Annotated in this window: 22 protein-coding genes; 5 read left to right on the top strand and 17 right to left on the bottom strand. The window is 69.9% G+C overall.

Going from position 1 to position 25,909, the window contains the following annotated elements; translation table 11 throughout:
* Positions 1 to 211: 211 nt before the first annotated feature.
* Entirely contained in the window at positions 212 to 1,423 is a 1,212-nt protein-coding gene (gene fahA, locus CG719_RS17990) for a fumarylacetoacetase (RefSeq protein WP_100569682.1), read from the top strand.
* Positions 1,424 to 1,646: 223 nt separating this feature from the next.
* Positions 1,647 to 2,585 carry a M56 family metallopeptidase gene (locus CG719_RS17985; protein ID WP_100569681.1) on the top strand — a complete coding sequence of 313 codons (939 nt, stop codon included), beginning with the start codon at positions 1,647 to 1,649 and terminating at the stop codon, positions 2,583 to 2,585.
* A 44-nt stretch (positions 2,586 to 2,629) separates the two neighbouring features.
* On the opposite strand, the gene recQ is transcribed toward CG719_RS17985, so the two are convergent.
* The 15 genes from recQ to CG719_RS17910 form a co-directional block, all read right to left on the bottom strand.
* A complete protein-coding gene (gene recQ, locus CG719_RS17980; protein ID WP_100569680.1) occupies positions 2,630 to 4,633 on the bottom strand; it encodes a DNA helicase RecQ in 2,004 nt (667 codons plus the stop codon).
* A 172-nt stretch (positions 4,634 to 4,805) separates the two neighbouring features.
* Positions 4,806 to 6,455 (bottom strand): NADH-quinone oxidoreductase subunit NuoN, encoded by a 1,650-nt coding sequence (gene nuoN, locus CG719_RS17975; RefSeq protein WP_100569679.1) that lies wholly within the window; start codon positions 6,453 to 6,455, stop codon positions 4,806 to 4,808.
* Positions 6,452 to 8,023: an NADH-quinone oxidoreductase subunit M gene (locus tag CG719_RS17970; RefSeq protein ID WP_100569678.1), complete on the bottom strand. Its 1,572-nt coding sequence runs from the start codon at positions 8,021 to 8,023 to the stop codon at positions 6,452 to 6,454. The genes nuoN and CG719_RS17970 overlap by 4 nt, the downstream gene beginning before the upstream one ends.
* 5 nt (positions 8,024 to 8,028) lie before the next feature.
* Entirely contained in the window at positions 8,029 to 9,942 is a 1,914-nt protein-coding gene (gene nuoL / locus CG719_RS17965) for an NADH-quinone oxidoreductase subunit L (protein ID WP_100569677.1), read from the bottom strand.
* 15 nt (positions 9,943 to 9,957) lie between these two features.
* Positions 9,958 to 10,257 carry an NADH-quinone oxidoreductase subunit NuoK gene (nuoK, locus tag CG719_RS17960; RefSeq protein WP_100569676.1) on the bottom strand — a complete coding sequence of 100 codons (300 nt, stop codon included), beginning with the start codon at positions 10,255 to 10,257 and terminating at the stop codon, positions 9,958 to 9,960.
* Positions 10,254 to 11,096, bottom strand: a complete 843-nt coding sequence (locus CG719_RS17955; RefSeq protein WP_100569675.1) for an NADH-quinone oxidoreductase subunit J — start codon at positions 11,094 to 11,096, stop codon at positions 10,254 to 10,256. Before CG719_RS17955 ends, nuoK begins: the two co-directional genes overlap by 4 nt.
* On the bottom strand, positions 11,093 to 11,695 hold the full coding sequence (gene nuoI / locus CG719_RS17950) for an NADH-quinone oxidoreductase subunit NuoI (RefSeq protein WP_100569674.1): 603 nt from the start codon (positions 11,693 to 11,695) through the stop codon (positions 11,093 to 11,095). Before nuoI ends, CG719_RS17955 begins: the two co-directional genes overlap by 4 nt.
* Complete coding sequence (gene nuoH, locus CG719_RS17945; RefSeq protein ID WP_100569673.1) at positions 11,688 to 13,052, bottom strand: NADH-quinone oxidoreductase subunit NuoH; 1,365 nt, start codon at positions 13,050 to 13,052, stop codon at positions 11,688 to 11,690. Before nuoH ends, nuoI begins: the two co-directional genes overlap by 8 nt.
* Positions 13,049 to 15,577, bottom strand: coding sequence for an NADH-quinone oxidoreductase subunit G (locus CG719_RS17940; protein ID WP_100569672.1), 2,529 nt, complete (start codon positions 15,575 to 15,577; stop codon positions 13,049 to 13,051). Before CG719_RS17940 ends, nuoH begins: the two co-directional genes overlap by 4 nt.
* Complete coding sequence (nuoF, locus tag CG719_RS17935) at positions 15,574 to 16,920, bottom strand: NADH-quinone oxidoreductase subunit NuoF (RefSeq protein WP_100569671.1); 1,347 nt, start codon at positions 16,918 to 16,920, stop codon at positions 15,574 to 15,576. The genes CG719_RS17940 and nuoF overlap by 4 nt, the downstream gene beginning before the upstream one ends.
* Positions 16,917 to 17,849 carry an NADH-quinone oxidoreductase subunit NuoE gene (gene nuoE / locus CG719_RS17930; protein ID WP_100569670.1) on the bottom strand — a complete coding sequence of 311 codons (933 nt, stop codon included), beginning with the start codon at positions 17,847 to 17,849 and terminating at the stop codon, positions 16,917 to 16,919. Before nuoE ends, nuoF begins: the two co-directional genes overlap by 4 nt.
* The gene (locus CG719_RS17925) at positions 17,846 to 19,177 is read right to left on the bottom strand and encodes an NADH-quinone oxidoreductase subunit D (RefSeq protein WP_100569669.1); all 1,332 of its coding nucleotides are present in this window, start codon (positions 19,175 to 19,177) and stop codon (positions 17,846 to 17,848) included. Before CG719_RS17925 ends, nuoE begins: the two co-directional genes overlap by 4 nt.
* On the bottom strand, positions 19,174 to 19,953 hold the full coding sequence (locus CG719_RS17920) for an NADH-quinone oxidoreductase subunit C (protein ID WP_100569668.1): 780 nt from the start codon (positions 19,951 to 19,953) through the stop codon (positions 19,174 to 19,176). The genes CG719_RS17925 and CG719_RS17920 overlap by 4 nt, the downstream gene beginning before the upstream one ends.
* On the bottom strand, positions 19,950 to 20,504 hold the full coding sequence (locus CG719_RS17915) for a NuoB/complex I 20 kDa subunit family protein (protein WP_006382209.1): 555 nt from the start codon (positions 20,502 to 20,504) through the stop codon (positions 19,950 to 19,952). Before CG719_RS17915 ends, CG719_RS17920 begins: the two co-directional genes overlap by 4 nt.
* 15 nt (positions 20,505 to 20,519) lie before the next feature.
* The gene (locus CG719_RS17910) at positions 20,520 to 20,879 is read right to left on the bottom strand and encodes an NADH-quinone oxidoreductase subunit A (RefSeq protein ID WP_100569667.1); all 360 of its coding nucleotides are present in this window, start codon (positions 20,877 to 20,879) and stop codon (positions 20,520 to 20,522) included.
* 803 nt (positions 20,880 to 21,682) lie between these two features.
* On the opposite strand from CG719_RS17910, the gene CG719_RS17905 reads away from it, so the two are divergent.
* Positions 21,683 to 22,516 carry a C40 family peptidase gene (locus CG719_RS17905; RefSeq protein ID WP_100569666.1) on the top strand — a complete coding sequence of 278 codons (834 nt, stop codon included), beginning with the start codon at positions 21,683 to 21,685 and terminating at the stop codon, positions 22,514 to 22,516.
* 152 nt (positions 22,517 to 22,668) lie between these two features.
* Here CG719_RS17905 and CG719_RS17900 read toward each other — a convergent pair whose 3' ends face one another.
* Positions 22,669 to 23,958 carry a geranylgeranyl reductase family protein gene (locus tag CG719_RS17900; protein WP_100569665.1) on the bottom strand — a complete coding sequence of 430 codons (1,290 nt, stop codon included), beginning with the start codon at positions 23,956 to 23,958 and terminating at the stop codon, positions 22,669 to 22,671.
* A 99-nt stretch (positions 23,959 to 24,057) separates the two neighbouring features.
* On the opposite strand from CG719_RS17900, the gene CG719_RS17895 reads away from it, so the two are divergent.
* Together CG719_RS17895 and CG719_RS17890 are read left to right on the top strand one after the other, a co-directional pair.
* The gene (locus CG719_RS17895; RefSeq protein ID WP_100569979.1) at positions 24,058 to 24,564 is read left to right on the top strand and encodes a GNAT family N-acetyltransferase; all 507 of its coding nucleotides are present in this window, start codon (positions 24,058 to 24,060) and stop codon (positions 24,562 to 24,564) included.
* A gap of 112 nt (positions 24,565 to 24,676) precedes the next feature.
* Entirely contained in the window at positions 24,677 to 25,006 is a 330-nt protein-coding gene (locus CG719_RS17890; protein ID WP_100569978.1) for a PASTA domain-containing protein, read from the top strand.
* 68 nt (positions 25,007 to 25,074) lie between these two features.
* Here the strand turns inward: CG719_RS17890 and CG719_RS17885 are convergent, their stop codons facing one another.
* The gene (locus CG719_RS17885; RefSeq protein WP_100569664.1) at positions 25,075 to 25,767 is read right to left on the bottom strand and encodes a demethylmenaquinone methyltransferase; all 693 of its coding nucleotides are present in this window, start codon (positions 25,765 to 25,767) and stop codon (positions 25,075 to 25,077) included.
* Positions 25,768 to 25,909: the final 142 nt, after the last annotated feature.

Below are 25,909 nucleotides of genomic sequence, written 5' to 3'. Positions count from 1 at the left end.
TGACGGCATTCCTGGCCACGGGTCCCCCCACGTGTCCCCCATTGAGCGGACCCACCCCGTCCGCGTCCCCAGAGGACGCTAAGCCGGAATTGCCCCCTCCCACAAGGCCAATTCGGACATTGCAAACTCTTTAGGCACTGCCCAAGACATGCGATGCCCCCGTAACGTGTGGCCCGACCACATGGCATTCCGGAAAGGAAGGCAGCACCCCATGCCCCCCTTCGAGGTCCCCGAGGGCGACCCCTTCGGTCCGCACAACCTTCCCTACGGCGTCTTCTCCCGCGCCGGGTCGCCGGAGAGGACCGTGGGCGTCCGGCTCGGCGACCACGTGCTCGACGCGGGGGCGGCGGCGCGGGCGCTCGGTTCGCCGTACGCCGACCTGCTCGCGCGGCCGAGCCTCAACCCGCTGCTGGCCGCGGGCCGCACCGCGTGGTCCGACGTGCGGCGCGCGCTGACGTCGTGGGTGACCGTGCCGGCCCACCGGGAGACCGTCGCGCCCTTCCTGCACCCGCTGTCCTCGGTGACCCTGCACCTCCCCTTCGAGGTGGCGGACTACGTCGACTTCTACGCCTCGGAGAACCACGCCCGGAACGTGGGGCAGATCTTCCGCCCGGACGCCGAGGACTCGCTGACCCCCAACTGGAAGCACCTGCCCATCGGTTACCACGGCCGCTCCGGCACGGTGGTGGTCTCCGGCACGGACGTGGTGCGCCCGTCGGGCCAGCGGAAGGCGCCCACGGACCCCGCGCCGGTGTTCGGCCCCTCGGTCCGGCTGGACATCGAGGCGGAGGTCGGCTTCGTGGTGGGCGCTCCCTCGCGGATGGGGCAGCCGGTCGCGCTCGGCGACTTCCACGAGCACGTCTTCGGGCTGTGCCTGCTGAACGACTGGTCGGCGCGCGACGTCCAGGCCTGGGAGTACGTCCCGCTCGGGCCCTTCCTCGGCAAGTCCTTCGCCACGTCGGTGTCGGCGTGGATCACTCCGCTGGACGCGCTGCAGGAGGCACGGGTGGCCCCGCCGCGGCGGACGCACCCGCTGCTGCCCTACCTCGACGACTCGGCGGAGGAGCCCGGCGGTTTCGACCTGCGGATCTCCGTCGCGATCAACGGCCACGTGGTGTCCGAGCCGCCCTTCTCCACCATGTACTGGACGGCCGCGCAGCAGCTCGCCCACATGACGGTCAACGGCGCCTCCCTGCGCACGGGCGACCTGTACGGCTCGGGCACGGTGAGCGGACCGTCCGAGCGCGAGCGCGGCTCGCTCCTCGAACTGACCTGGAACGGCCGCGAGCCGCTGGAGCTCCCGGACGGCAAGCGGGCGTTCCTGGAGGACGGCGACGTGGTGACGCTCTCGGCCTGGGCGCCGGGCGCGGACGGCGCACGGGTGGGGCTCGGAGAGGTGACGGGCCGGATCGTATCGGGCTGAACCAGGGCCCTGCGGCCCCAGGGCCTCTCGTTTGCATCATTCCGGGCTCGCGGGCCCTGGCCCCGCGGGGATTTGATGGTCGCGGACCCCTGACTCCCGGTACCCGCGGCCGTCATACTGGCGGCAGGCCGCGCGCGCCCGGCGCGCCGGCCGGCCGCACAGCACGCTTCACCGCACGACCCCGACACCCGCCCACCTCCCACGAGGATCCGGAGTCCGAGGCATGACCGCCTGCCTGCTCCTGCTGAGCGCCGTCGCCTTGACGCTCGCCGTGCCGGTCCCCCGCACACTGGCCCGGGCGGGATGGCCCGAACGGGAGCCCGTCGTCGCGCTGTGGGTGTGGCAGTGCCTGGTCGCCACCGTCCTGCTCTGCTGCCTCGCGGGGCTGGTGCTGGGCACAGCGGCCGTCTTCGGCACCGTTCACGACCAGGTCTTCGCCCCCGCGCCGCCCGCCGTGACCGCCGCCTACGACCTGTCGGTGGCGCCCGTCTGGGCCGCCGGCCTCACCCTGCTGCTGGCAGGCGGCGCCGCCTGGACCACCGCGATGCTCGCCCGCGAGTTCGTCGAGGCCCGCCGCCGGCGCGGCCTGGCCCGCGCGCACCTGCGCGAACGCGCCCCCGATCTGCCCGCGGGCCTCCCGGCGGCCCGCGGACCGCTGCTGGTGCTGGAGGACGAGTACCCCGACGCCTGGTGGATGCCCGGTCACCCGCCCCAGCTCGTCGTCACCACCGGCGCCCTGCACCGGCTCACCGGCCACCAGCTCGACGCCGTCCTCGCCCATGAGCGGGGCCATGCCCGCGCCCACCACGACTGGCTGCTGCATCTGTCGACCGCGCTGGCGGCCGGCTTCCCGCACATCCCGCTGTTCACGCACTTCTGCGAGCAGAACCACCGCCTGGTCGAACTGGCCGCCGACGACACGGCCTCCCGCCGCCACGGCCACCTCACCACGGCCCTCGCGCTGATCGAGCTCAACCAGCACCGTGGAGTGCTGTCCTGCGCGTCCAGCAACCGGCTGCTGAGCGAGCGGGTGGACCGCCTGCTGCAGCCTCCGCCGCGGCTGGACCGCAGGCGCCGGGCGCTGACCACGGCGGTGGCGGCCCTGGTGCCCCTGCTCCCGCTCCTGATCACGTTCGCCCCGGGCCTGACGGCACTGGGCTGAGCAGCGGGCCCGCCGCCGTGTCCGGCGCGGCGGTCTCCAGCCGGCTACATCCAGTCGTCCGGTTCCGGCTCGGGCTGGTCCTCCCACGGTTCCGGCTCACCCGTGCCGGCCGTCCCTGATCCGGCCGTTGCTGATCCGGCCGTCCCCGTCCCGGCCGTCGAGTCGCCGGACGGGCCGGCCAGCGACTCCAGTACGGCGAGCACGCCTTCCCCGTACGTCGCCAGTTTCTTCTCGCCGACGCCGCCGACCGTGCCGAGCTGTGCCACGGATGCCGGCCGGAGCGCGACGATCTCCCGGAGGGTGGCGTCGTGGAAGATGACGTACGCCGGGACACCCTGCTCACGGGCCTGTTCGGCGCGCCAGGCGCGCAGGGCCTCGAAGGCGGGCAGCAGTTCCTCGGGCAGCTCGGCCGCCGCCGCCCTGGGCTTGCGGTCGTCCCGGGCACCCGAACCCCGCGAGGCGACGGCCGGCTTCTTCGGCTCCTTGCGCAGCGGCACCTCCCGCTCGCCGCGCAGCACCGACGCGCTGGGGTCGGTCAGCACCAGCGTGCCGTACTCGCCCTCGACCGCGAGCAGCCCCTGCGCCAGCAACTGCCGTACGACACCACGCCATTCGCCCTCGGAAAGGTCGTCACCGATGCCGAACACGGACAGCTGGTCGTGGTCGAACTGGATCACCTTGCCGGTGCGCTTGCCGAGCAGGATGTCGATGATCTGGCCCGCGCCGAACTTCTGTCCCCGCTCCCGCTTCAACCGCACCACCGTCGACAGCACCTTCTGGGCCGCGACCGTGCCGTCCCAGGTCTCGGGCGGGGTCAGGCAGGTGTCGCAGTTGCCGCAGCCGGCCTGGCCCGGCTCCTGGCCGAAGTAGGCGAGGAGCTGGCCGCGGCGGCACCGGGCCGTCTCGCACAGGGCGAGCATCGCGTCCAGGTGGGACTGGGAGCGGCGGCGGAACGCCTCGTCGCCCTCACCGGACTGGATGAGCTTGCGCTGCTGTACGACGTCGTTCAGTCCGTAGGCCATCCAGGCCGTCGACGGCTGGCCGTCCCGGCCCGCGCGGCCCGTCTCCTGGTAGTAGCCCTCCACCGACTTGGGCAGGTCCAGGTGGGCGACGAACCGGACGTCGGGCTTGTCGATGCCCATGCCGAAGGCGATGGTGGCGACCACGACCAGGCCGTCGTCACGCAGGAAGCGGGACTGGTGTGCCGCGCGGGTGCCCGCGTCCAGGCCCGCGTGGTACGGCACCGCCTCGACGCCGTTGCGGGTGAGGAACTCGGCCGTCTTCTCCACCGAGTTGCGCGACAGGCAGTACACGATGCCCGCATCGCCCGGGTGCTCCTGGCGCAGGAAGGCCAGCAGCTGCTTCTTGGCGTCGGCCTTGGGCACGATCCGGTACTGGATGTTGGGCCGGTCGAAGCTCGCTACGAAGTGGCGGGCCTGCGGCATGTTCAGCCGCTGGGTGATCTCCTGGTGCGTGGCGTGGGTGGCCGTCGCGGTGAGCGCGATCCGCGGCACGTCGGGCCAGCGCTCGCCCAGCAGGGACAGCGCGAGGTAGTCGGGGCGGAAGTCGTGGCCCCACTGGGACACGCAGTGCGCCTCGTCGATGGCGAAGACGGAGATCTTGCCGCGGGAGAGCAGGTCGAGCGTGACGTCCAGGCGCAGCCGCTCCGGTGCCAGGTAGAGCAGGTCGAGCTCGCCGGCCAGGAACTCCGCCTCGACCATCCGGCGCTCGTCGAAGTCCTGCGTGGAGTTCATGAACCCGGCACGCACGCCCAGCGCCCGCAGCGCGTCCACCTGGTCCTGCATCAGCGCGATGAGCGGCGACACCACGACGCCCGTACCGGGTCTGACCAGGGACGGAAGCTGGTAGCACAGCGACTTGCCGCCACCGGTGGGCATGAGCACGACGGCGTCACCGCCCGCCACCACATGCTCGACGACCGCTTCCTGCTCACCCCTGAAGTCCTCGTACCCGAAGACCCGGCGCAGCGTCGCCAGCGCCTCGCTCTCCGTCACCGACACCTCTGTGACACCACCCGTCCCACCCATCGCTCCGCCCCCCGCACACCGTCCTTCAACCACTGCCTCCACGATAGGGCCCCGAACCGACAGCCCCGGAGTTGTCCACAGACCGGCGACTCCACAGGCGGGCGACTCGCACACGCCGCTGCCCGGCGCCTCGCGCGGAGGGGCCGGGCAGCGGGGTGTGGTGCGGAGGGGCTCAGCGTGCGAACACTCCCGCCTGGTTCGCCAGGTCCAGGAAGTACTGGGGGGCCACGCCCAGGACCACCGTGACCGCCACGCCCACGCCGATCGCGGTCATCGTGAGCGGGGACGGGACCGCCACCGTCGGGCCCTCCGGGTGGGGGTCGCTGAAGAACATGAGCACGATGACGCGGATGTAGAAGAAGGCCGCGATCGCCGACGAGATCACACCGATCACGACCAGCGGCACCGCGCCGCCCTCGGCCGCCGCCTTGAACACCGCGAACTTCCCGGCGAAGCCGGAGGTCAGCGGAATGCCCGCGAAGGCCAGCAGGAACACCGCGAACACGGCCGCCACCAGCGGGGAACGCCGTCCGAGACCCGCCCACTTGGACAGGTGGGTCGCCTCGCCGCCCGCGTCGCGCACCAGCGTGACCACGGCGAACGCGCCGATCGTCACGAAGGAGTAGGCGGCCAGGTAGAAGAGGACGGACGAGACGCCGTCCTTCGAGGTCGCGATGACACCGGCGAGGATGAAGCCCGCGTGGGCGATCGACGAGTACGCGAGCAGCCGCTTGATGTCGGTCTGCGTGATCGCGACGATCGCACCGCCCAGCATGGTGATGATCGCGACCCCCCACATGACCGGCCGCCAGTCCCAGCGCATCCCCGGCAGGACGACGTACAGCAGCCGCAGCAGCGCGCCGAAGGCCGCCACCTTGGTCGCCGCCGCCATGAACCCGGTGACCGGGGTCGGAGCGCCCTGGTAGACGTCCGGCGTCCACATGTGGAACGGGACGGCGCCCACCTTGAACAGCAGGCCCATCACGACCATCGCGGCGCCGATGAGCAGCAGCACGTCGTTGCCCATGGTGCCCGCGAGCGCCGGGTCGAGGTTCGGCACGTTGCCCTCGACGACCTGCGCGATGTTGGCGTAGGACACCGAGCCCGCGTACCCGTACAGCAGCGCGATGCCGAACAGGGTGAACGCGGAGGCGAAGGCGCCCAGCAGGAAGTACTTGACCGCGGCCTCCTGCGACATGAGCCGCTTGCGGCGGGCCAGCGCGCACAGGAGGTACAGCGGCAGGGAGAAGACCTCCAGGGCCACGAACAGGGTCAGCAGGTCGTTGGCCGAGGGGAACACCAGCATGCCGGCGACCGCGAAGAGCAGCAGCGGGAAGACCTCGGTGGTGGTGAACCCGGCCTTGACCGCGGCCTTCTCGCTCTCGCCGCCCGGTACGGCCGACGCCTGCGCGGCGAAGGAGTCGACGCGGTTGCCGTGCGCCTCCGGGTCCAGTCGCCGTTCGGCGAAGGTGAACAGGGCGACCAGGCTCGCCAGCAGGATCGTGCCCTGGAGGAAGAGCGAGGGTCCGTCGACGGCGATGGCCCCCATGGCCGCGATGTGCGACTTGGTGGTGCCGTACCCGTCCGCCGCGAGCGCGACGACCGCGGCGAACGCCGCGGCGAGCGCGACGACGGAGACGAACACCTGCGCGTAGTAGCGCGACTTGCGCGGGACGAACGCCTCGACGAGCATTCCGACGATCGCCGCGCCCACGACGATCAGGGTGGGCGACAACTGCCCGTATTCGATCTTCGGCGCCTCGATCTTCGAGATCGGGTCGGCCGCGGTTGTCCACAGGCTGTGGACGGCTGCTCCGCTCACTTGGCCGCCTCCACTGCGGGCTTCGGGTCGGTCTTGTGTACGTCGGACATGGTCTGCTTGACCGCCGGGTTGACGATGTCCGTGACGGGCTTCGGATAGACGCCCAGGAAGATCAGCAGCACCACCAGCGGGGCCACGACCACCAGTTCCCGCACCCGCAGGTCCGGCATCGCCGAGACCTCCGGCTTCACGGGACCGGTCATCGTCCGCTGGTACAGGACGAGCGTGTACAGCGCGGCCAGCACGATGCCGAGGGTGGCGACGATGCCGATCGCCGGGTAGCGCGTGAACGTGCCGACCAGGACGAGGAACTCACTCACGAAGGGCGCGAGTCCCGGCAGGGACAGGGTGGCGAGGCCACCGATCAGGAACGTGCCTGCGAGCACCGGGGCGACCTTCTGCACACCGCCGTAGTCGGAGATGAGCCGGGAGCCGCGCCGGGAGATCAGGAAGCCGGCGATCAGCATCAGCACGGCCGTCGACAGGCCGTGGTTGACCATGTAGAGCGTCGCTCCGGACTGGCCCTGGCTGGTCATCGCGAAGATGCCCATGATGATGAAGCCGAAGTGCGAGATCGACGCGTACGCGATCAGGCGCTTGATGTCCCGCTGGCCCACCGCGAGCAGTGCCCCGTAGATGATGCTGATCAGGGCGAGGACGAGGATGGCCGGCGTGGCCCACTTGCTCGCCTCCGGGAAGAGCTGGAGGCAGAAGCGGAGCATCGCGAAGGTGCCCACCTTGTCGACGACCGCGGTGATGAGGACGGCGACCGGCGCGGTGGACTCCTGCATCGCGTTGGGCAGCCAGGTGTGCAGCGGCCACAGCGGCGCCTTCACCGCGAAGGCGAAGAAGAAGCCGAGGAACAGCCACCGCTCGGTGCTCGTCGCCATGTGCAGCGAGCCGCCGGCGCGCGCCTGCGCGATCTCGGAGAGCGAGAAGCTCCCGGCGACCGCGTACAGCCCGATCACCGCGGCCAGCATGATCAGACCGCCGGTGAGGTTGTAGAGGAGGAACTTCACCGCCGCGTACGACCGCTGGGTCGACGCCGTCTCCTCACCGTGCTCGTGGGCACGGTCCCCGAAGCCGCCGATGAGGAAGTACATCGGGATCAGCATGGCTTCGAAGAAGATGTAGAAGAGGAAGACGTCGGTGGCCTCGAAGGAGATGATCACCATCGCCTCGACGGCCAGGATCAGCGCGAAGAAGCCCTGGGTCGGCCGCCAGCGGCGGCTTCCTGTCTCCAGCGGGTCGGCGTCGTGCCAGCCGGCCAGGATCACGAACGGGATGAGCAGGGCGGTCAGCCCGACCAGGGCCACCCCGATGCCGTCCACGCCCAGTTCGTACCTGACGCCGAACGACGCGATCCAGGAGTGGGACTCGGTGAGCTGGTAACGGGCGCCGCCGGGGTCGAAGCGGACCAGGACGGTGGCGGCCAGCGCGAGCGTGGCCAGCGAGGCGACCAGCGCGAGCCACTTCGCGGCGGTGCGCCGGGCGGCCGGCACGGCGGCCGTGGCGATGGCCCCGAGGGCCGGGAGCACCGCCGTCGCTGTCAGCAGAGGAAAGGACATCGGTATCAGACCGCCCTCATCAGCAGGGTCGCGGCGACCAGGAGTGCCGCACCGCCGAACATCGAGACCGCGTAGGAGCGCGCGAAGCCGTTCTGGAGGCGGCGCATCCTCCCGGACAGGCCGCCGACCGAGGCCGCCGTGCCGTTGACGACTCCGTCGACCAGGGTGTGGTCGACGTAGACCAGGGACCGCGTGAGGTGCTCGCCGCCGCGGACCAGGACGACGTGGTTGAAGTCGTCCTGGAGCAGGTCCCGCCGGGCGGCCCGGGTGAGCAGCGATCCGCGCGGGGCGACGACCGGGACCGGCTTGCGGCCGTACTGGGCCCAGGCGATGGCCACGCCGATGACCAGGCACACCATCGTCGCGCCGGTGACGGTCCACGCGCTGAGCGGAGAGTTGCCCTCGCTGTGCCCGGTGACCGGCTCCAGCCAGTGCAGGAAGCGGTCGCCGATGCTGAAGAACGCGCCGCCCAGGACCGACCCGACGGCCAGCACGATCATCGGGATCGTCATGGCCTTCGGCGACTCGTGCGGGTGCGGCTCGTTGCCGTTCTCGTCGGGCTGCCAGCGCTTCTCGCCGAAGAACGTCATCAGCATCACGCGCGTCATGTAGAACGCCGTGATGGCCGCGCCCAGCAGGGCCGCGCCGCCGAGGATCCAGCCCTCGGTGCCGCCCTTGGCGAAGGCCGCCTCGATGATCTTGTCCTTGGAGAAGAAGCCGGACAGGCCCGGGAAGCCGATGATGGCGAGGTAGCCGAGGCCGAAGGTGATGAAGGTGACCGGCATGTACGAGCGCAGACCGCCGTACTTGCGCATGTCCACCTCGTCGTTCATGCCGTGCATGACCGAACCGGCGCCGAGGAACAGCCCGGCCTTGAAGAAGCCGTGCGTCACCAGGTGCATGATCGCGAAGACGTAGCCGATGGGGCCGAGGCCCGCGGCCAGCACCATGTAGCCGATCTGCGACATGGTCGAGCCGGCCAGCGCCTTCTTGATGTCGTCCTTCGCGCAACCGACGATCGCACCGAACAGCAGCGTGACCGCGCCGACGACGGTGACCACGAGCTGCGCGTTCGGCGCCGCGTTGAAGATCGCGGCGGAGCGGACGATGAGGTAGACGCCCGCCGTCACCATCGTCGCGGCGTGGATGAGGGCCGAGACCGGGGTCGGGCCCTCCATCGCGTCCCCGAGCCAGGACTGCAGCGGCACCTGGGCGGACTTGCCGCAGGCGGCGAGCAGCAGCATCAGGGCGATGGCGGTGAGCTTGCCCTCGGTGGCGCCGCCCACGAGACCGGGTTCGGCGTGGGTGCCGAGCAGAGGGCCGAAGGCGAAGGTGCCGAACGTCGCGAACATCAGCATGATCGCGATGGACAGGCCCATGTCGCCGACCCGGTTGACCAGGAAGGCCTTCTTCGCCGCGGTCGCCGCGCTGGGCTTGTGCTGCCAGAAACCGATCAGCAGGTAGGAGGCGAGACCGACGCCCTCCCAGCCGACGTACAGCAGCAGGTAGTTGTCGGCGAGGACGAGCACCAGCATCGCCGCGAGGAACAGGTTGAGGTAGCCGAAGAAGCGGCGGCGCCGCTCGTCGTGCTCCATGTACGCGACCGAGTACAGGTGGATCAGCGAGCCGACGCCGGTGATCAGCAGGACGAACGTCATCGACAGCTGGTCGAGCCGGAACGTGATGTCCGCCTGGAAGCCGGACACCGGGATCCAGCTGAACAGGTGCTGGGTCAGGGTCCGCTGGTCCGTGCTCCGGCCGAGCAGGTCGGCGAAGAGGACCAGGCCGATCACGAAGGAGACGGCCGCGAGCAGGGTGCCGAGCCAGTGGCCGACGGCGTCGAGCCGCCGGCCGCCGACCAGGAGGACGGCCGCTCCGAGCAGGGGCGCCGCGATCAGCAGCGCAATCAGGTTCTCCACGATTACTCCGACCCCTTACAGCTTCATCAGGCTGGCGTCGTCGACCGAGGCCGAGTGGCGGGAACGGAACACCGACACGATGATCGCGAGCCCGACCACGACCTCCGCTGCGGCGACGACCATCGTGAAGAACGCGATGATCTGACCGTCGAGGTTGCCGTGCATCCGGGAGAAGGTGACGAGCGCGAGGTTGCAGGCGTTCAGCATCAACTCGATGCACATGAAGACCACGATGGCGTTGCGCCGGATCAGCACACCGGTGGCGCCGATCGTGAACAGCAGGGCGGCGAGGTAGAGGTAGTTCACAGGGTTCACTTCGACGCCTCCTCGGGCCGCTTGAAGGCCGTCGGCTCGATCTCGGTACGCTCCAGGCGTTCCGCGGCGCGCTGCTCAAGGGCCTTGAGGTCGTTGAGCGCCTCGGCCGATACGTCGCGGATCTGCCCGCGCTCGCGCAGCGTCTTGCTGACGGTGAGCTCGGACGGGGTGCCGTCGGGCAGCAGCCCGGCGATGTCCACGGCGTTGTGCCGGGCGTACACGCCGGGCGCCGGCAGCGGCGGTACGTGCCGTCCCTCGCGCACGCGCTGCTCGGCCAGCTCACGCTGGGTCCTGGCCCGCTCGGTGCGCTCCCGGTGGGTGAGCACCATGGCGCCGACCGTGGCCGTGATCAGCAGGGCGCCGGTGAGTTCGAAGGCGAAGACGTAGCGGGTGAAGAGGAGGGAGGCCAGGCCCTCCACGTTGCCGCCCGCGTTGGCGTGGCCGGTGCCGTTGAACTCCTTCAGGGAGGCGTTGGAGATGCCCGCGATCAGCAGGATGCCGAAGCCGAGCCCGCACAACAGGGCCAGCCAGCGCTGGCCCCTGATGGTCTCCTTCAGGGAGTCCGCGGCGGTCACGCCGACGAGCATCACCACGAACAGGAACAGCATCATGATCGCGCCGGTGTAGACGACGATCTGCACGATGCCCAGGAAGTAGGCACCGTTGGTGAGGTAGAAAATCGCAAGGACGATCATGGTGGCGGCCAGGCACAGCGCGCTGTGCACGGCCCTCTTCATGAAGACGGTGCACAGGGCGCCGATCACCGCGACGGTGCCGAGCACCCAGAACTGGAAGGCCTCTCCGGTGGAGGTGGAGTAGGCGGCGAGCTGCGCGCTCATGCGTCAGCCCCCTGCTCCTCTGGCTTCTCGCCCTTGGAGACGGCGACCTGACGCACCGTGCCCGGCGCGGCCTCCGTCACCAGGCCCCGGTAGTAGTCCTGCTCGTCCGTGCCCGGGTAGATGGCGTGCGGTGTGTCGACCATGCCCTCTTCGAGACCGGCGAGCAGTTGCTCCTTGGTGTAGATGAGGTTGGCGCGGCTGGAGTCGGCCAGTTCGAACTCGTTGGTCATCGTCAGCGCGCGCGTGGGGCACGCCTCGATGCACAGGCCGCACAGGATGCAGCGGGCGTAGTTGATCTGGTACACGCGCCCGTACCGCTCGCCCGGCGAGTAGCGCTCCTCGTCGGTGTTGTCGGCGCCCTCCACGTAGATGGCGTCGGCGGGGCAGGCCCAGGCGCACAGCTCGCAGCCGACGCACTTCTCCAGGCCGTCCGGATGGCGGTTGAGCTGGTGCCGTCCGTGGAAGCGCGGAGCCGTGGTCTTCTGCTGCTCCGGGTACTGCTCGGTCAGCCGCTTCTTGAACATGGCCTTGAAGGTCACGCCGAAGCCGGCCACGGGGTTCAGGAAACCGGGTTTGGTCTCCTTGGGCTCCTCAGCCATCGGACGCCTCCTTTCCATCCAGAGGTCCGTCACTGGCAGTGTCCGACCCGCCACTGACAATCAACTCCCGCTCGCGGCGCGAGCGGCGCCGCGGCACCGGCGGCAGCTCCTGCCCCGGCAGCGGCGGTACGGGGAATCCACCGGCCATCGCGTCGAAGGCGGCCGGCCCGGCCTCGGGCTTCTCCTCGGTCTTCGTGCGCTCGCGGAACATGTCGACGACGAACGACAGGACCAGCACCGTCAGCACGGCACCGGCGACGTAGAGGGCGATGTCGGCGAAGCCGTAGTTCTCGTTGCGCAGGACCCTGACGGTCGCGACGAGCATCAGCCAGACCACGGAGACCGGGATGAGGACCTTCCAGCCGAGCTTCATCAGCTGGTCGTAGCGGACCCGCGGGAGCGTGCCGCGCAGCCAGATGAAGCCGAACAACAGCAGCTGGACCTTGATCACGAACCAGAGCAGCGGCCACCAGCCGTGGTTGGCGCCCTCCCAGAAGGTGCTGATCGGCCAGGGGGCCCGCCAGCCGCCGAGGAAGAGCGTGGTCGCCACCGCGGAGACCGTCACCATGTTCACGTACTCGGCGAGCATGAACATCGCGAACTTGATCGACGAGTACTCGGTGTTGAAGCCGCCGACCAGGTCGCCCTCGGACTCCGGCATGTCGAACGGCGCGCGGTTGGTCTCCCCGACCATCGTGACGATGTAGAGGAGGAAGGAGACCGGCAGCAGCAGGATGTACCAGCGGTCGTGCTGCTGCTCGACGATCGTCGACGTGGACATCGAGCCCGAGTACAGGAAGACCGAGGCGAACGCGGCGCCCATGGCGATCTCGTAGGAGATCATCTGCGCGCAGGACCGCAGGCCGCCCAGGAGCGGGTAGGTCGATCCGGAGCTCCAGCCCGCCAGCACGATGCCGTAGATGCCGACGGAGGCGACCGCGAGGATGTAGAGCATCGCGATCGGCAGGTCGGTCAGCTGCATCGCGGTGCGGTGACCGAAGATCGAGACCTCGTTGTTCGCCGGTCCGAAGGGGATCACGGCGATCGCCATGAAGGCCGGGATGGCCGCGACGATCGGCGCGAGGACGTAGACCACCTTGTCCGCGCGCTTGACGACGACGTCTTCCTTGAGCATCAGCTTGATGCCGTCGGCGAGCGACTGGAGCATGCCCCAGGGCCCGTGCCGGTTGGGGCCGATGCGCAGCTGCATCCAGGCGACGACCTTGCGCTCCCAGACGATGGAGAACAGCACCGTCACCATCAGGAAGGCGAAGCAGAACACCGCCTTGACGACGACCAGCCACCAGGGATCGGTGCCGAACATCGACAGGTTCTCAGCGGCGAGGTACGGGCTCATGCCTCCACCTCCTTGGGGGCCTCGGTCGAGGACGTCGCCGGGCCGATGCGGACGAGGGAGCCGGGCAGCGCCCCCGTGTCGGAGGCGACGCCCCCGCCGACGGAGTTCAGCGGGAGCCACACCACCCGGTCGGGCATCTCGGTGATCTCCAGCGGGAGTTCGACCGTTCCGGCGGGACCGGTCACGGCCAGCACGGCGGAGTCCGCGACGCCCGCCTCGGCGGCCGTGGCGGCCGACACGCGTGCGCGTGCGGCGTGCCGGGTGCCGGCGAGCGCGTCGTCGCCCTCCTGGAGGAGACCCTGGTCGAGCAGCAGCCGGTGCCCCGCGAGCAGGGCCTCCCCGGCGGCCGGGCGCGGTGCCGTGTCCGCGCTGTGTGCCGGGTCCGCGGCGCGCGGTCCGGTCCAGGCGCCCAGCCGGTCCAGCTCCGCGCGCACGGTCCGCAGGTCCGGCAGACCCAGGTGGACGTCCATGGCGTCGGCCAGCATCTGCAGCACGCGCGCGTCGGTGGGCGACAGGGTGCGGGTCATCTGCTCCGGCTTGAGCGCGGCCTCGAAGAGGCGGACCCTGCCCTCCCAGTTGAGGAAGGTGCCGGCCTTCTCGGCGACGGCGGCGACGGGCAGGACCACGTCCGCGTGTTCGGTGACCTCGCTGGGCCGCAGTTCGACCGACACCACGAAACCCGCCTCGGACAGGGCCGCACGCGCGCGTGCCGGATCGGGCAGGTCGGCGACCTCCACTCCGGCGACGAGCAGGGCCTGCAGCCGGCCCGAGGCCGCGGCCTCGACGATCTGCCCGGTGTCGCGGCCGTAGCGGTGCGGGAGTTCGGCGACGCCCCAGAGCGCCGCTACCTCCTCCCGCGCGCGCGGGTCGGTGGCCGGGCGTCCGCCCGGCAGCAGCGACGGCAGCGCGCCGGCCTCGACCGCGCCGCGCTCGCCGGCCCGGCGCGGGATCCACACCAGCCGTGCGCCGGTCGCGGCGGAGGCCCGTACGGCGGCGGTCAGGCCGCCGGCGACCGACGCGAGCCGCTCGCCCACGACGATGACCGAGCCCTCGGCCCGCAGGGCCTCGGCGGCCCGGGTGCCGTCGTCCTGAAGTCCGACGCCGCCCGCCAGCGCGTCCAGCCACTCGTGCTCGGTGCCGGGCGCGGCGGGCAGCAGGGTGCCGCCCGCCTTCTCCAGGCCCCGCGTGGCGTGCGTGGCCAGCGCGAACACCTTCTGCCCGTGCTTGCGCCAGGCCTTGCGCAGCCGGAGGAAGACGCCGGGCGCCTCCTCCTCGGACTCGAACCCGACGAGCAGCACGGCGGGCGCCTTCTCCAGCGCGGTGTACGTGACACCGGTGCCGTCGAGGTCGCGTCCGCGTCCGGCGATCCGGGCGGCGAGGAAGTCGGCCTCCTCACCGCTGTGCACGCGCGCGCGGAAGTCGATGTCGTTGGTGTCGAGCGCCACGCGCGCGAACTTGCTGTAGGCATAGGCGTCCTCGACGGTGAGCCGGCCGCCGGTGAGGACACCGGTCCGCCCGCGCGAGGCGAGCAGGCCCTGGGCGGCGATCTCCAGCGCCTCCGTCCAGGACGCCGGCACCAGCTCGCCCTCGGGGTTGCGCACCAGGGGCGTGGTGAGCCGGTCCTTCTGCTGTGCGTACCGGAACGCGAAGCGCCCCTTGTCGCACATCCACTCCTCGTTGACCTCGGGGTCGTTGGCGGCGAGCCGCCGCATGACCTTGCCGCGCCGGTGGTCGGTGCGGGTGGCGCAGCCGCCCGAGCAGTGCTCGCACACCGACGGCGAGGAGACCAGGTCGAAAGGACGGGAGCGGAAGCGGTACGCCGCCGAGGTGAGCGCCCCGACCGGGCAGATCTGGATGGTGTTGCCGGAGAAGTACGACTCGAAGGGGTCGCCCTCGCCGGTGCCGACCTGCTGGAGCGCGCCCCGTTCGATCAGCTCGATCATCGGGTCGCCGGCGACCTGGTTGGAGAACCGGGTGCAGCGGGCGCACAGCACGCACCGCTCCCGGTCGAGCAGCACCTGCGTGGAGATCGGCACGGGCTTCTCGTAGGTCCGCTTCTTCCCTTCGAAGCGGGACTCGGCGTTGCCGTGCGACATGGCCTGGTTCTGCAGCGGGCACTCACCGCCCTTGTCGCAGACCGGACAGTCCAGCGGGTGGTTGATGAGCAGCAGCTCCATCACACCGTGCTGGGCCTTCTCGGCGACGGGCGAGGTGAGCTGGGTCCGGACGACCATCCCGTCCGTGCAGGTGATCGTGCAGGAGGCCATCGGCTTGCGCTGGCCCTCGACCTCGACGATGCACTGGCGGCAGGCGCCGACCGGGTCGAGCAGGGGGTGGTCGCAGAACCGGGGGATCTCGATGCCGAGCTGTTCGGCGGCCCGGATGACCAGGGTGCCCTTGGGCACGCTGATCTCGGCCCCGTCGATCGTCAGCGTCACGAGATCTTCCGGCGGGACCGCCGCCTCTCCCCCGCCCGCGGGGCGTTGGCCCGCGGCGGAGCCGCCGACAGACTGCTGAACGGTCATGGGTTCACCTCCGTGCGATCGGCCCAGGCCGTGGACTTGGCCGGGTCGAAGGGGCAGCCCCGGCCCGTGATGTGCTGCTCGTACTCCTCGCGGAAGAACTTCAGGGAGGAGAAGATCGGGGAGGCGGCGCCGTCACCGAGGGCGCAGAAGGACTTGCCGTTGATGTTGTCGGCGATGTCGTTCAGCTTGTCGAGGTCGGACATCGCGCCCTTGCCGGCCTCGATGTCCCGCAGCAACTGCACCAGCCAGTACGTTCCTTCGCGGCACGGTGTGCACTTGCCGCAGGACTCGTGGGCGTAGAACTCGGTCCACCGGGTCACGGCCCGCACCACGCAGGTGGTCTCGTCGAAACACTGGAGGGCCTTGGTGCCGAGCATCGAGCCCGCGGCGCCCACTCCCTCGTAGTCGAGCGGGACGTCGAGGTGCTCGTCGGTGAACATCGGCGTCGAGGAGCCGCCCGGCGTCCAGAACTTCAGCCGGTGCCCGGGGCGCATTCCGCCGCTCATGTCGAGCAGCTGACGCAGTGTGATGCCGAGCGGGGCCTCGTACTGGCCGGGGCTGGCGACATGGCCGCTGAGGGAGTAGAGCGTGAAGCCCGGGGACTTCTCGCTGCCCATGGACCTGAACCAGTCCTTGCCGTTGTTCAGGATCGCGGGAACCGACGCGATGGACTCGACGTTGTTCACCACAGTGGGGCACGCGTAGAGGCCCGCGACGGCAGGGAAGGGAGGACGCAGCCGCGGTTGGCCGCGGCGGCCTTCGAGCGAGTCCAGCAGTGCGGTCTCCTCACCGCAGATGTACGCGCCGGCGCCGGCGTGCACGGTGAGTTCGAGGTCGAGGCCGCTGCCCAGGATGTTCTCGCCGAGATAGCCGGCCGCGTGGGCCTCGCGCACGGCCTCGTGCAACCGCCGCAGTACGGGGACGACTTCGCCCCGCAGATAGATGAAGGCATGCGACGACCTGATGGCGTAGCACGCGATGACGATGCCCTCGATGAGGCTGTGCGGGTTCGCGAAGAGGAGCGGGATGTCCTTGCAGGTCCCGGGCTCCGATTCGTCGGCGTTGACAACAAGATAGTGCGGCTTGCCATCGCCCTGGGGAATGAACTGCCACTTCATTCCGGTCGGGAATCCGGCGCCGCCGCGGCCGCGCAGACCGGAGTCCTTGACGTACGCGATCACGTCGTCCGGCGACATGGCGAGCGCCTTGCGCAGTCCTTCGTACCCGTCGTGCCTTCGGTACACGTCCATCGTCCAGGACCTGTCCTCGTCCCAGAAGGCGGACAGCACGGGTACGAGCAGCTTCTCCGGGCTGCTCTCGTCGATCTCCGGTGCCAAGGTCATCCCTCCCCCTCCTCTCCGACGTCTCCGACAGGTCCCGCCGCATCAGAGGTGCGGGGCGTAGCCCCTCCGTCACGGGTGGTGGGCGACGGGTCGGGCGGGTCGGATGCCGATGTGTCCTGCGGCGCGTCGTGCGAGCTCAGGTGCTCGGTCGGCGACGGCTGGTGCACGGCGTCGTGCGGGCCGGCGTCCTGCGGTCCGCCGTCGCGCGGGTGGACCACGCGCGCGGGTGCGGCCTCTCCCTTGGCCAGGCGGAGGCCCACCAGCGAGGCGGGTCCCGCGCTGCCGCCGGACTCCGTCGCCCCTTCGCGCTCGTCGGGGAAGCCGGCCAGGATCCGGGCGGTCTCCTTGAACGTGCACAGGGGCGCGCCGCGCGTGGGTGTCACCGGCCGGCCCGCGCGCAGGTCGTCGACCAGGCGCTTGATGCTCGCCGGGGTCTGATTGTCGAAGAACTCCCAGTTGACCATCACGACCGGCGCGTAGTCGCAGGCCGCGTTGCACTCGATGTGCTCCAGGGTGACCTTGCCGTCGTCGGTGGTCTCGCCGTTGCCGACGCCGAGGTGCTCCTGGAGGGCCTCGAAGATGGCGTCGCCGCCCATCACGGCGCACAGGGTGTTGGTGCAGACGCCCACCTGGTAGTCGCCGGACGGCTTGCGCCGGTACATCGTGTAGAAGGTGGCGACCGCGGTGACCTCGGCCGTGGTCAGGCCGAGCACGTCCGCGCAGAACCGCATCCCGGTGCGCGTGACGTGCCCCTCCTCCGACTGCACCAGGTGCAGCAGCGGCAGGAGGGCGGACCGGGAGTCCGGGTAGCGGGCGATGATCTCGCGCGCGTCCCGCTCGAGCCGGGTACGGACGTCGTCCGGGTAGTCGGGCGCGGGCAGTTCGGGCATGCCCAGGCTGACGCCCTGCTCCGAAGAACTGGTGGTCACCGGTCGACGCCTCCCATCACGGGATCGATGGACGCGACGGCGACGATGACGTCGGCGACCTGGCCGCCCTCGCACATCGCCGCCATCGCCTGAAGGTTGGTGAAGGACGGGTCCCGGAAGTGGACCCGGTAGGGGCGGGTGCCTCCGTCGGAGACGACGTGCACCCCGAGTTCGCCCTTGGGCGACTCGACCGCCGCGTACGCCTGTCCCGGCGGGACGCGGAAGCCCTCGGTGACCAGCTTGAAGTGGTGGATCAGGGCCTCCATGGAGGTGCCCATGATCTTCTTGATGTGGTCCAGGGAGTTGCCGAGTCCGTCCGGTCCCAGGGCGAGCTGGGCGGGCCAGGCGATCTTCTTGTCGGCGACCATGACCGGGCCCGGCTCCAGCCGGTCCAGGCACTGCTCGACGATCCTGAGCGACTGGCGCATCTCCTCCAGGCGGATCAGGAAGCGGCCGTAGGAGTCGCAGGTGTCGGCGGTCGGGATGTCGAAGTCGTACGTCTCGTAGCCGCAGTAGGGCTGGGTCTTGCGCAGGTCATGCGGCAGGCCGGTGGAGCGCAGGATCGGGCCGGTGGCGCCGAGGGCCATGCAGCCGGCCAGGTCGAGGTAGCCGACGTCCTGCATACGGGCCTTGAAGATGGGGTTCCCGGTGGCGAGCTTGTCGTACTCCGGGAGGTTCTTCGTCATCTTCTTCACGAACTCGCGGATCTGGTCCACCGCGCCGGGCGGCAGGTCCTGGGCGAGTCCGCCGGGCCGGATGTACGCGTGGTTCATCCGCAGGCCGGTGATGAGCTCGTAGAGGTCGAGAATCATTTCACGATCACGGAATCCGTAGATCATGATCGTGGTCGCGCCGAGTTCCATGCCGCCGGTGGCGATGCACACCAGGTGGGAGGAGAGCCGGTTCAGCTCCATCAGGAGCACCCGGATGATCTTGGCGCGTTCGGTGATCTGGTCCTCGATGCCGAGGAGTTTCTCGACGGCGAGGCAGTAGGCGGTCTCGTTGAAGAAGGACGTCAGGTAGTCCATGCGCGTGACGAAGGTGGTGCCCTGCGTCCACGTGCGGAACTCGATGTTCTTCTCGATACCGGTGTGCAGATAGCCGATGCCGCAGCGGGCCTCGGTGACCGTCTCGCCGTCGATCTCCAGGATCAGCCGGAGCACGCCGTGGGTCGAGGGGTGCTGGGGACCCATGTTGACGACGATGCGCTCGTCGTCCGCGCGGGCCGCGGACCGGGCGACCTCGTCCCAGTCGCCACCGGTGACCGTGTAGACCGTGCCCTCGGTCGTCTCGCGCGCGGAGGACGACGACGGGGTGTGCGTGCTCATGAGTACGACCTCCGCTGGTCCGGAGCCGGGATCTGGGCGCCCTTGTACTCGACGGGGATGCCGCCGAGGGGGTAGTCCTTGCGCTGCGGATGGCCCTGCCAGTCGTCCGGCATCATGATCCGTGTCAGGGCCGGGTGGCCGTCGAAGACGATTCCGAAGAAGTCGTAGGTCTCGCGCTCGTGCCAGTCGTTGGTCGGGTAGACGGGGACCAGCGACGGGATGTGCGGGTCGGCGTCGGGGGCGCTGACCTCCAGCCGGACCAGCCGGTTGTGGGTGATCGAGCGCAGGTGGTACACGGCGTGCAGTTCGCGGCCCTTGTCCTGCGGGTAGTGGACGCCGCTGACGCCGGTGCACAGCTCGAAGCGCAGGGCGGGGTCGTCGCGCAGGGTGCGGGCGACGCGCACCAGGTGCTCGCGCTCGATGTGGAGGGTCAGTTCGCCGCGGTCGACGACCGTCTTCTCGATCGCGTTCTCCGGGAGGAGTCCCTGTTCCTCCAGCGCGCCCTCGAGTTCGTCGGCGATCTCGTCGAAGGCTCCGCCGGGGCCGCCGTAGGGGCGGCTCGCCGGACCCGGGAGCCGGACCGAGCGGACCAGCCCGCCGTAGCCGGAGGTGTCGCCGCCGTTGTTGGCGCCGAACATGCCGCGCTGGACGCGGATCTCCTCACCGCCCTGGCCCCGCCGGCCGGGAAGGTTGCCGGCGGACAGGTCCTTCTCAGGGTTCACCCCGTTCGCCCCGTTCGCGGACCCGTTGACGTCCTTGCCGTGTCCGTCGCTCATCGCAGCAGCCCCTTCATCTCGATCGTGGGCAGGGCCTTGAGCGCGGCCTCCTCCGCCTCGCGGGCGGCCTCCTCGGCGTTCACGCCGAGCTTGGAGGACTGGATCTTCTGGTGCAGCTTGAGGATCGCGTCGATCAGCATCTCGGGCCGCGGCGGACAGCCCGGCAGGTAGATGTCGACCGGGACGATGTGGTCGACGCCCTGGACGATCGCGTAGTTGTTGAACATGCCGCCCGAGGAGGCGCACACGCCCATCGAGATCACCCACTTGGGGTTGGGCATCTGGTCGTAGACCTGCCTGAGGACCGGCGCCATCTTCTGGCTGACCCGGCCGGCCACGATCATCAGGTCCGCCTGGCGGGGCGAACCCCGGAAGACCTCCATGCCGAAGCGCGCCAGGTCGTAGCGCCCGGCGCCCGTGGTCATCATCTCGATCGCGCAGCAGGCGAGGCCGAAGGTGGCCGGGAAGACGGACGCCTTGCGCACCCAGCCCGCGGCCTGCTCGACGGTGGTCAGCAGGAAGCCGCTCGGCAGCTTTTCTTCGAGTCCCATGTCGTTAAAGGCCCCTCAGTCCCATTCCAGGCCGCCGCGCCGCCATACGTACGCGTACGCGACGAAGACCGTGAGCACGAAGAGCAGCATCTCCACGAGCCCGAATACACCCAGGGCGTCGAAGCTGACGGCCCATGGGTAGAGGAAGACGATCTCGATGTCGAAGACGATGAAGAGCATCGCCGTCAGGTAGTACTTGATGGGGAAGCGCCCACCGCCGGCCGGCGTGGGGGTCGGCTCGATTCCGCACTCGTAGGCCTCGAGTTTGGCGCGGTTGTACCGCTTCGGTCCGATCAGCGTGGCCATGACCACGGAGAAGATCGCAAAGCCTGCCCCGAGGGCTCCCAGTACGAGGATGGGCGCATACGCGTTCACCGCTCCTCGCTCCTCTCAGTCGGCACTGACTGCTGGCGGTCAGTGGGCCGCTGCTGCCCCACGCGGCCCCCGTTTCCCGGCTCGTCCAGCCAAGATCGAGAACATGTGAAGCAGGTCACAAGCCCAACTGCCTCGCATCTTATGCCCGACGCTCTGTGATCTGCGACACGGGGTATTGCATGAGCTTTGTGATCTCCACCACCTGACGAACGATCATCAAGTCGGATGAGCGGTGATCTTCGCACGCGAAGCACCTGTGTGATCACTACTGGTCACATTTTACCTCGTATTTGCAGGTCGGAGGGGGTGTGCACTATCAGATGCCCGGCGCCCGGCGCAAAGTGGCGAACTGTGTCAAGCCTTTGATATGGGCCTGCTTTTCACACATCAGGGGGACGGCGACGCGAGATGTGGACACGTTCACCCGTTCACAAGCGGGCGGCGTGAATCAGGAGGCCGCTCGGGCGCGGTTTCATCAATGGGACTCAAGTGACAAATGGGACCGGTGAGTCAGTTCGTGCGCGGACCCCGCCGGAGGGTGATCACTCCGTGACCTCCGTCACGTTCATGAGAGGAGTCTGAGAGCGGGGCTTGGCCAACGATCCACACGGATGGTAAGTCGAGAGCAATTCGGGCGTAACAGCGAAAGACCATGATCAAAGGCATGATCACGTCCGCCCGCAATGTCCGTTACGGCGTCAATAAGGAACCTCGGACATGGGATTTGGCGGCCTCATTGAGCAAATGTGGCGCAGCACACGTTTCTTGAAGATATGAAGGAGCCCCTGGTACCGGTTGTTCCCATGTCCCACACCGCTCACATACGCAGCCACCGGAAGCCCCGCCGTAGCGCGTCGAGAGTCACGATGCGGGCCGGAGTTGCCGGCGGCGTCCTCGGCACCCTGGCAGTGGCCGGCACGTCCGCCTCGTCGGCGAACGCCGCCGAGCCGGTGACCCAGACCCTCGAACTGCCCACCCTGACCTCCGACCTGGCCGCCCAGGTGGCCCAGTCGGCGGACGCGACGGAACAGGCAGCCGCCAACTACCGCCTGAGCGCCGAGCGCGACGCGGCCGCCGCAAACGCCGCGAAGCAGGCCAAGGCGGACCTTGCCGACGCCAAGAAGAAGGCGGAGGCCCGCAAGAAGGCCGAGACCGCCCGCAAGAAGGCCGCCGAGGCCGCCCGCCAGGCCGCCGCCGACCGTGCCTCCCGCACGACCGAGCGGCCGACTCTCAGCGCCACGGCGAGCGTCGGCTCCACCTCCGCGAGCGTGTCCACGGCGACCGGTTCGGCCGCGGCGGTGGTCTCGTTCGTCAAGGCCCAGGTCGGCAAGGCCTACGTCTCCGGCGCCACCGGCCCGTCCGCCTTCGACTGCTCCGGCCTGGTGCAGACCGCCTTCAAGCAGGTCGGCATCAGCCTGCCGCGGGTCTCCCAGGACCAGTCGACCGCCGGCACCCAGGTGTCGCTGTCCAACCTCCAGCCGGGCGACATCCTCTACTGGGGCGGCGCGGGCAGCGCGTACCACGTGGGTGTCTACGTCGGTAACGGTATGTTCGTCGGTGCGCAGAACCCGTCAACGGGCGTCGTCGAGCGTCCGCTGTCCTACGACCCGCCGTCCGGCGCGGTCCGGGTGCTCTGAGGACGCCCGCGCGCAGCCGTATGGACTGAAGGGCCGCAGCCGCTCGGGGGCAGCGGCCCTTCCGGCTTTCCCGTTTCGCCCGCTTCAACCCCCTGTGGCATGGCTGGGGCCGGCTCGTGACCGAGCCGGCCCCGCTGTCGTCCCGCGTCCGCTCAGGCCTTCGGAGCCACCTTGCTCAGGCCGTTGATGATGCGGTCCATCGCGTCGCCGCCCGTCGGGTCGGTGAGGTTGGCCAGGAGCTTGAGGGTGAACTTCATCAGCACCGGGTGGGTCAGCCCGCGCTGGGCGGCGATCTGCATGACCTTCGGGTTGCCGATGAGCTTCACGAAGGCGCGGCCCAGCGTGTAGTAACCGCCGTAGGTGTCCTTCAGGACGCGCGGGTAGCGCCGCAGGGCGAGTTCGCGCTGCGCCGGGGTGGCCCGGGAGTGGGCCTGGACGATGACGTCGGCGGCGAGCTGACCGGACTCCATCGCATAGGCGATGCCCTCGCCGTTGAAGGGGTTGACCAGGCCGCCGGCGTCGCCGACGAGCAGCAGGCCCCGCGTGTAGTGCGGCTGTCGGTTGAAGGCCATGGGCAGGGCCGCGCCGCGGATCGGGCCGGTCATGTTGTCCGGGGTGTAGCCCCAGTCCTCGGGCATCGACGCGCACCAGGCCTTGAGCACCTCGCGCCAGTCCAGCTCCTTGAAGGACTCGGAGGTGTTGAGCACGCCCAGGCCGACGTTGGAGGTGCCGTCGCCCATGCCGAAGATCCAGCCGTAGCCGGGCAGCAGCCGGTCCTGGGGGCCGCGCCGGTCCCACAGCTCCAGCCAGGACTCCAGGTAGTCGTCGTCGTGGCGCGGGCTGGTGAAGTAGGTGCGCACCGCGACGCCCATCGGGCGGTCCTCACGGCGGTGCAGGCCCATCGCCAGGGACAGCCGGGTGGAGTTGCCGTCGGCGGCGACGACGAGCGGCGCGTGGAAGGTGACCTCGCGCTTCTCCTCGCCCAGCTTGGCCCTGACCCCGGTGATACGGCCGGTGCGGTCGTCCACGAGGGGCGCGGACACGTTGCAGCGCTCGAACAGCCGGGCGCCCGCCTTCTGCGCCTGCCGGGCGAGCTGCTCGTCGAAGTCGTCGCGCTTGCGCACGAGTCCGTAGTCGGGGAAGGAGGCGAGGTCGGGCCAGTCGAGCTGGAGGCGGACGCCTCCGCCGACGATCCGCAGGCCCTTGTTGCGCAGCCAGCCGGCCTCCTCGGAGATGTCGATGCCCATCGCCACGAGCTGTTTGACGGCGCGTGGGGTGAGGCCGTCGCCGCAGACCTTCTCCCGCGGGAACTCGGTCTTCTCCAGCAGGAGTACGTCGAGTCCGGCCCGGGCGAGGTGATATGCGGTGGTGGACCCGGCCGGCCCCGCGCCCACGACGATCACATCTGCGGTGTTCTCGGAGAGGGGCTCAGTCACGGTCACAGCGGGATCTCCCCAAGGTTCGGAATTCTGCGTGCCGACCGGCACTGGACATGGGCAGTCTATGCAGCAGAATTGATCACCCGGCTGAAGGGCTGCCCCGTGAACCGAGCTCTCCCCGTCGTACGCCTGCGCGTCCCCACCGATGAGGACGCCGTCGCCTGGCACCAGATCTTCGCCGACCCGGACGTCATGGAGTTCCACGGCGGCAGACCGGCGGAGCTGTCCGTCTACGAGGAACTCACCGCCCGTCAGCGGCGGCACGACGCCGAGCGCGGCTTCTGCCTGTGGACGATGCTCGACGAGACCGGCCGGGTCATCGGCTTCACCGGCGCCCAGCCGTGGGAGCGGGACTGGGGCCCCACGGGCGAGATCGAGATCGGCTGGCGGCTCTCCCGCGAGCACTGGGGCCGCGGATACGTCACGGCGGCCGCCCAAATGACTTTGGAGCGGCTGCGGGGGGCCGGCCTGACGAGCGTGGTGGCGATGGTCGACTCGCGCAACAAGCGGTCCATCGCGGTCACCGAGCGCCTCGGCATGAGTCTGGCGCAGACCTTCGTGACGCCGGTGTCGGAGCGGCAGGGGCAATGCTATCGGCTGGAGCTCTGATCGCTACCGACTACCGTTCGTAATCGACTGTCACAGAAAGATACTTGACGCTTCCGGGTGACACCCCTGGCCGGTTACCCTGCCAGTACCGCTGGGGGTGACGTCTGTGTACATGACACCCAAGACACCCGAAGTGCGCGTGCCGCGCCTGGTCGGACTGATGGCCGTGGACGCACGCGAGACCGCCCGGGCCCAGGGCCTGTTCCTCAACGCGCCGGACCGCCCGGATTTCCATCTCACGGCCGTCGACCACGTCGTCCGCCAGTACCCGCAGCCCGGTGCCGAGGTGCCGCGGGACTCCATGGTGTACGTGTGGTTCGACTTCGGCGCGGGTGAGGGAGGCGGTGGCGTCCGCGAGCCGCGCGTCCCGCGGCCGCCCACGGGCGGCCTTCAGCGCGAACTCGACGAACCAGGTGATCCGTACGCGGCCAGCCCCGTGTGACGGTCCCAGCAGTCGTCGGTCCTTGGCCCCCGGTCGCGGCCGTCAGTCCTTGAACCCCGGTCCCGGAGTCAGTCCTTGAACCCCCGGTGCAGGGACACGATCCCGCCGCTGAGGTTGCGCCAGGCCACCTTCGACCAGCCCGCCGTGCGCAGCAGCCCGGCCAGCCCGGGCTGGTCGGGCCAGGCCCGGATGGACTCGGCGAGGTACACGTACGCGTCCGGGTTGGAGGACACCGCGCGCGCCACGGGCGGCAGGGCCCGCATCAGGTACTCGGTGTAGACCGTGCGGAACGGCGCCCAGGTGGGGTGGGAGAACTCGCAGATGACCACCCGGCCGCCGGGCCGGGTCACCCGGTACATCTCCCGCAGGGCCGTCTCGGTGTCCTGCACGTTGCGCAGCCCGAAGGAGATGGTGACGGCGTCGAAGGTGTCGTCCTTGAACGGCAGTCGCGTCGCGTCGCCCGCGGTGAACGGCAGCCAGGCGTGCCGCCGCTTGCCGACCCGCAGCATCCCGAGCGAGAAGTCGCAGGGGACGACGTAGGCGCCGGCGCGGGTGAAGGGCAGCGAGGAGGTGGCCGTCCCGGCGGCGAGGTCGAGGATCTTCTGCGCCGGACGGGCGTCGACCGCCCTGGCGACCTCCTTCCGCCACCGCCGGTCCTGCCCCAGGGACAGCACGTCGTTGGTCAGGTCGTACCGTTCCGCCACGTCGTCGAACATCGAGGCGACGTCGTGCGGCTGCTTCTCCAGGGATGCGCGGGTCACCGGCCCATTGTGGCAGGCGGGGGTGGCGCTTGTCGGAAGTGCCCCGGCGGCACGGCTTTCAATGGCAGGCTCGGAAGGCGGTTCCCGGTCCGGAGACAGGCTCTCTCCGGACCGGGACCTCGTCGCTGTGCTGGGATCCATG

Source organism: Streptomyces sp. CB01373 (assembly GCF_002803075.1).
Classification (GTDB): Bacteria; Actinomycetota; Actinomycetes; order Streptomycetales; family Streptomycetaceae; genus Streptomyces.
Note: the sequence above shows the minus strand (reverse complement) of the source record. Positions and strands in the feature narration are given on the sequence as shown.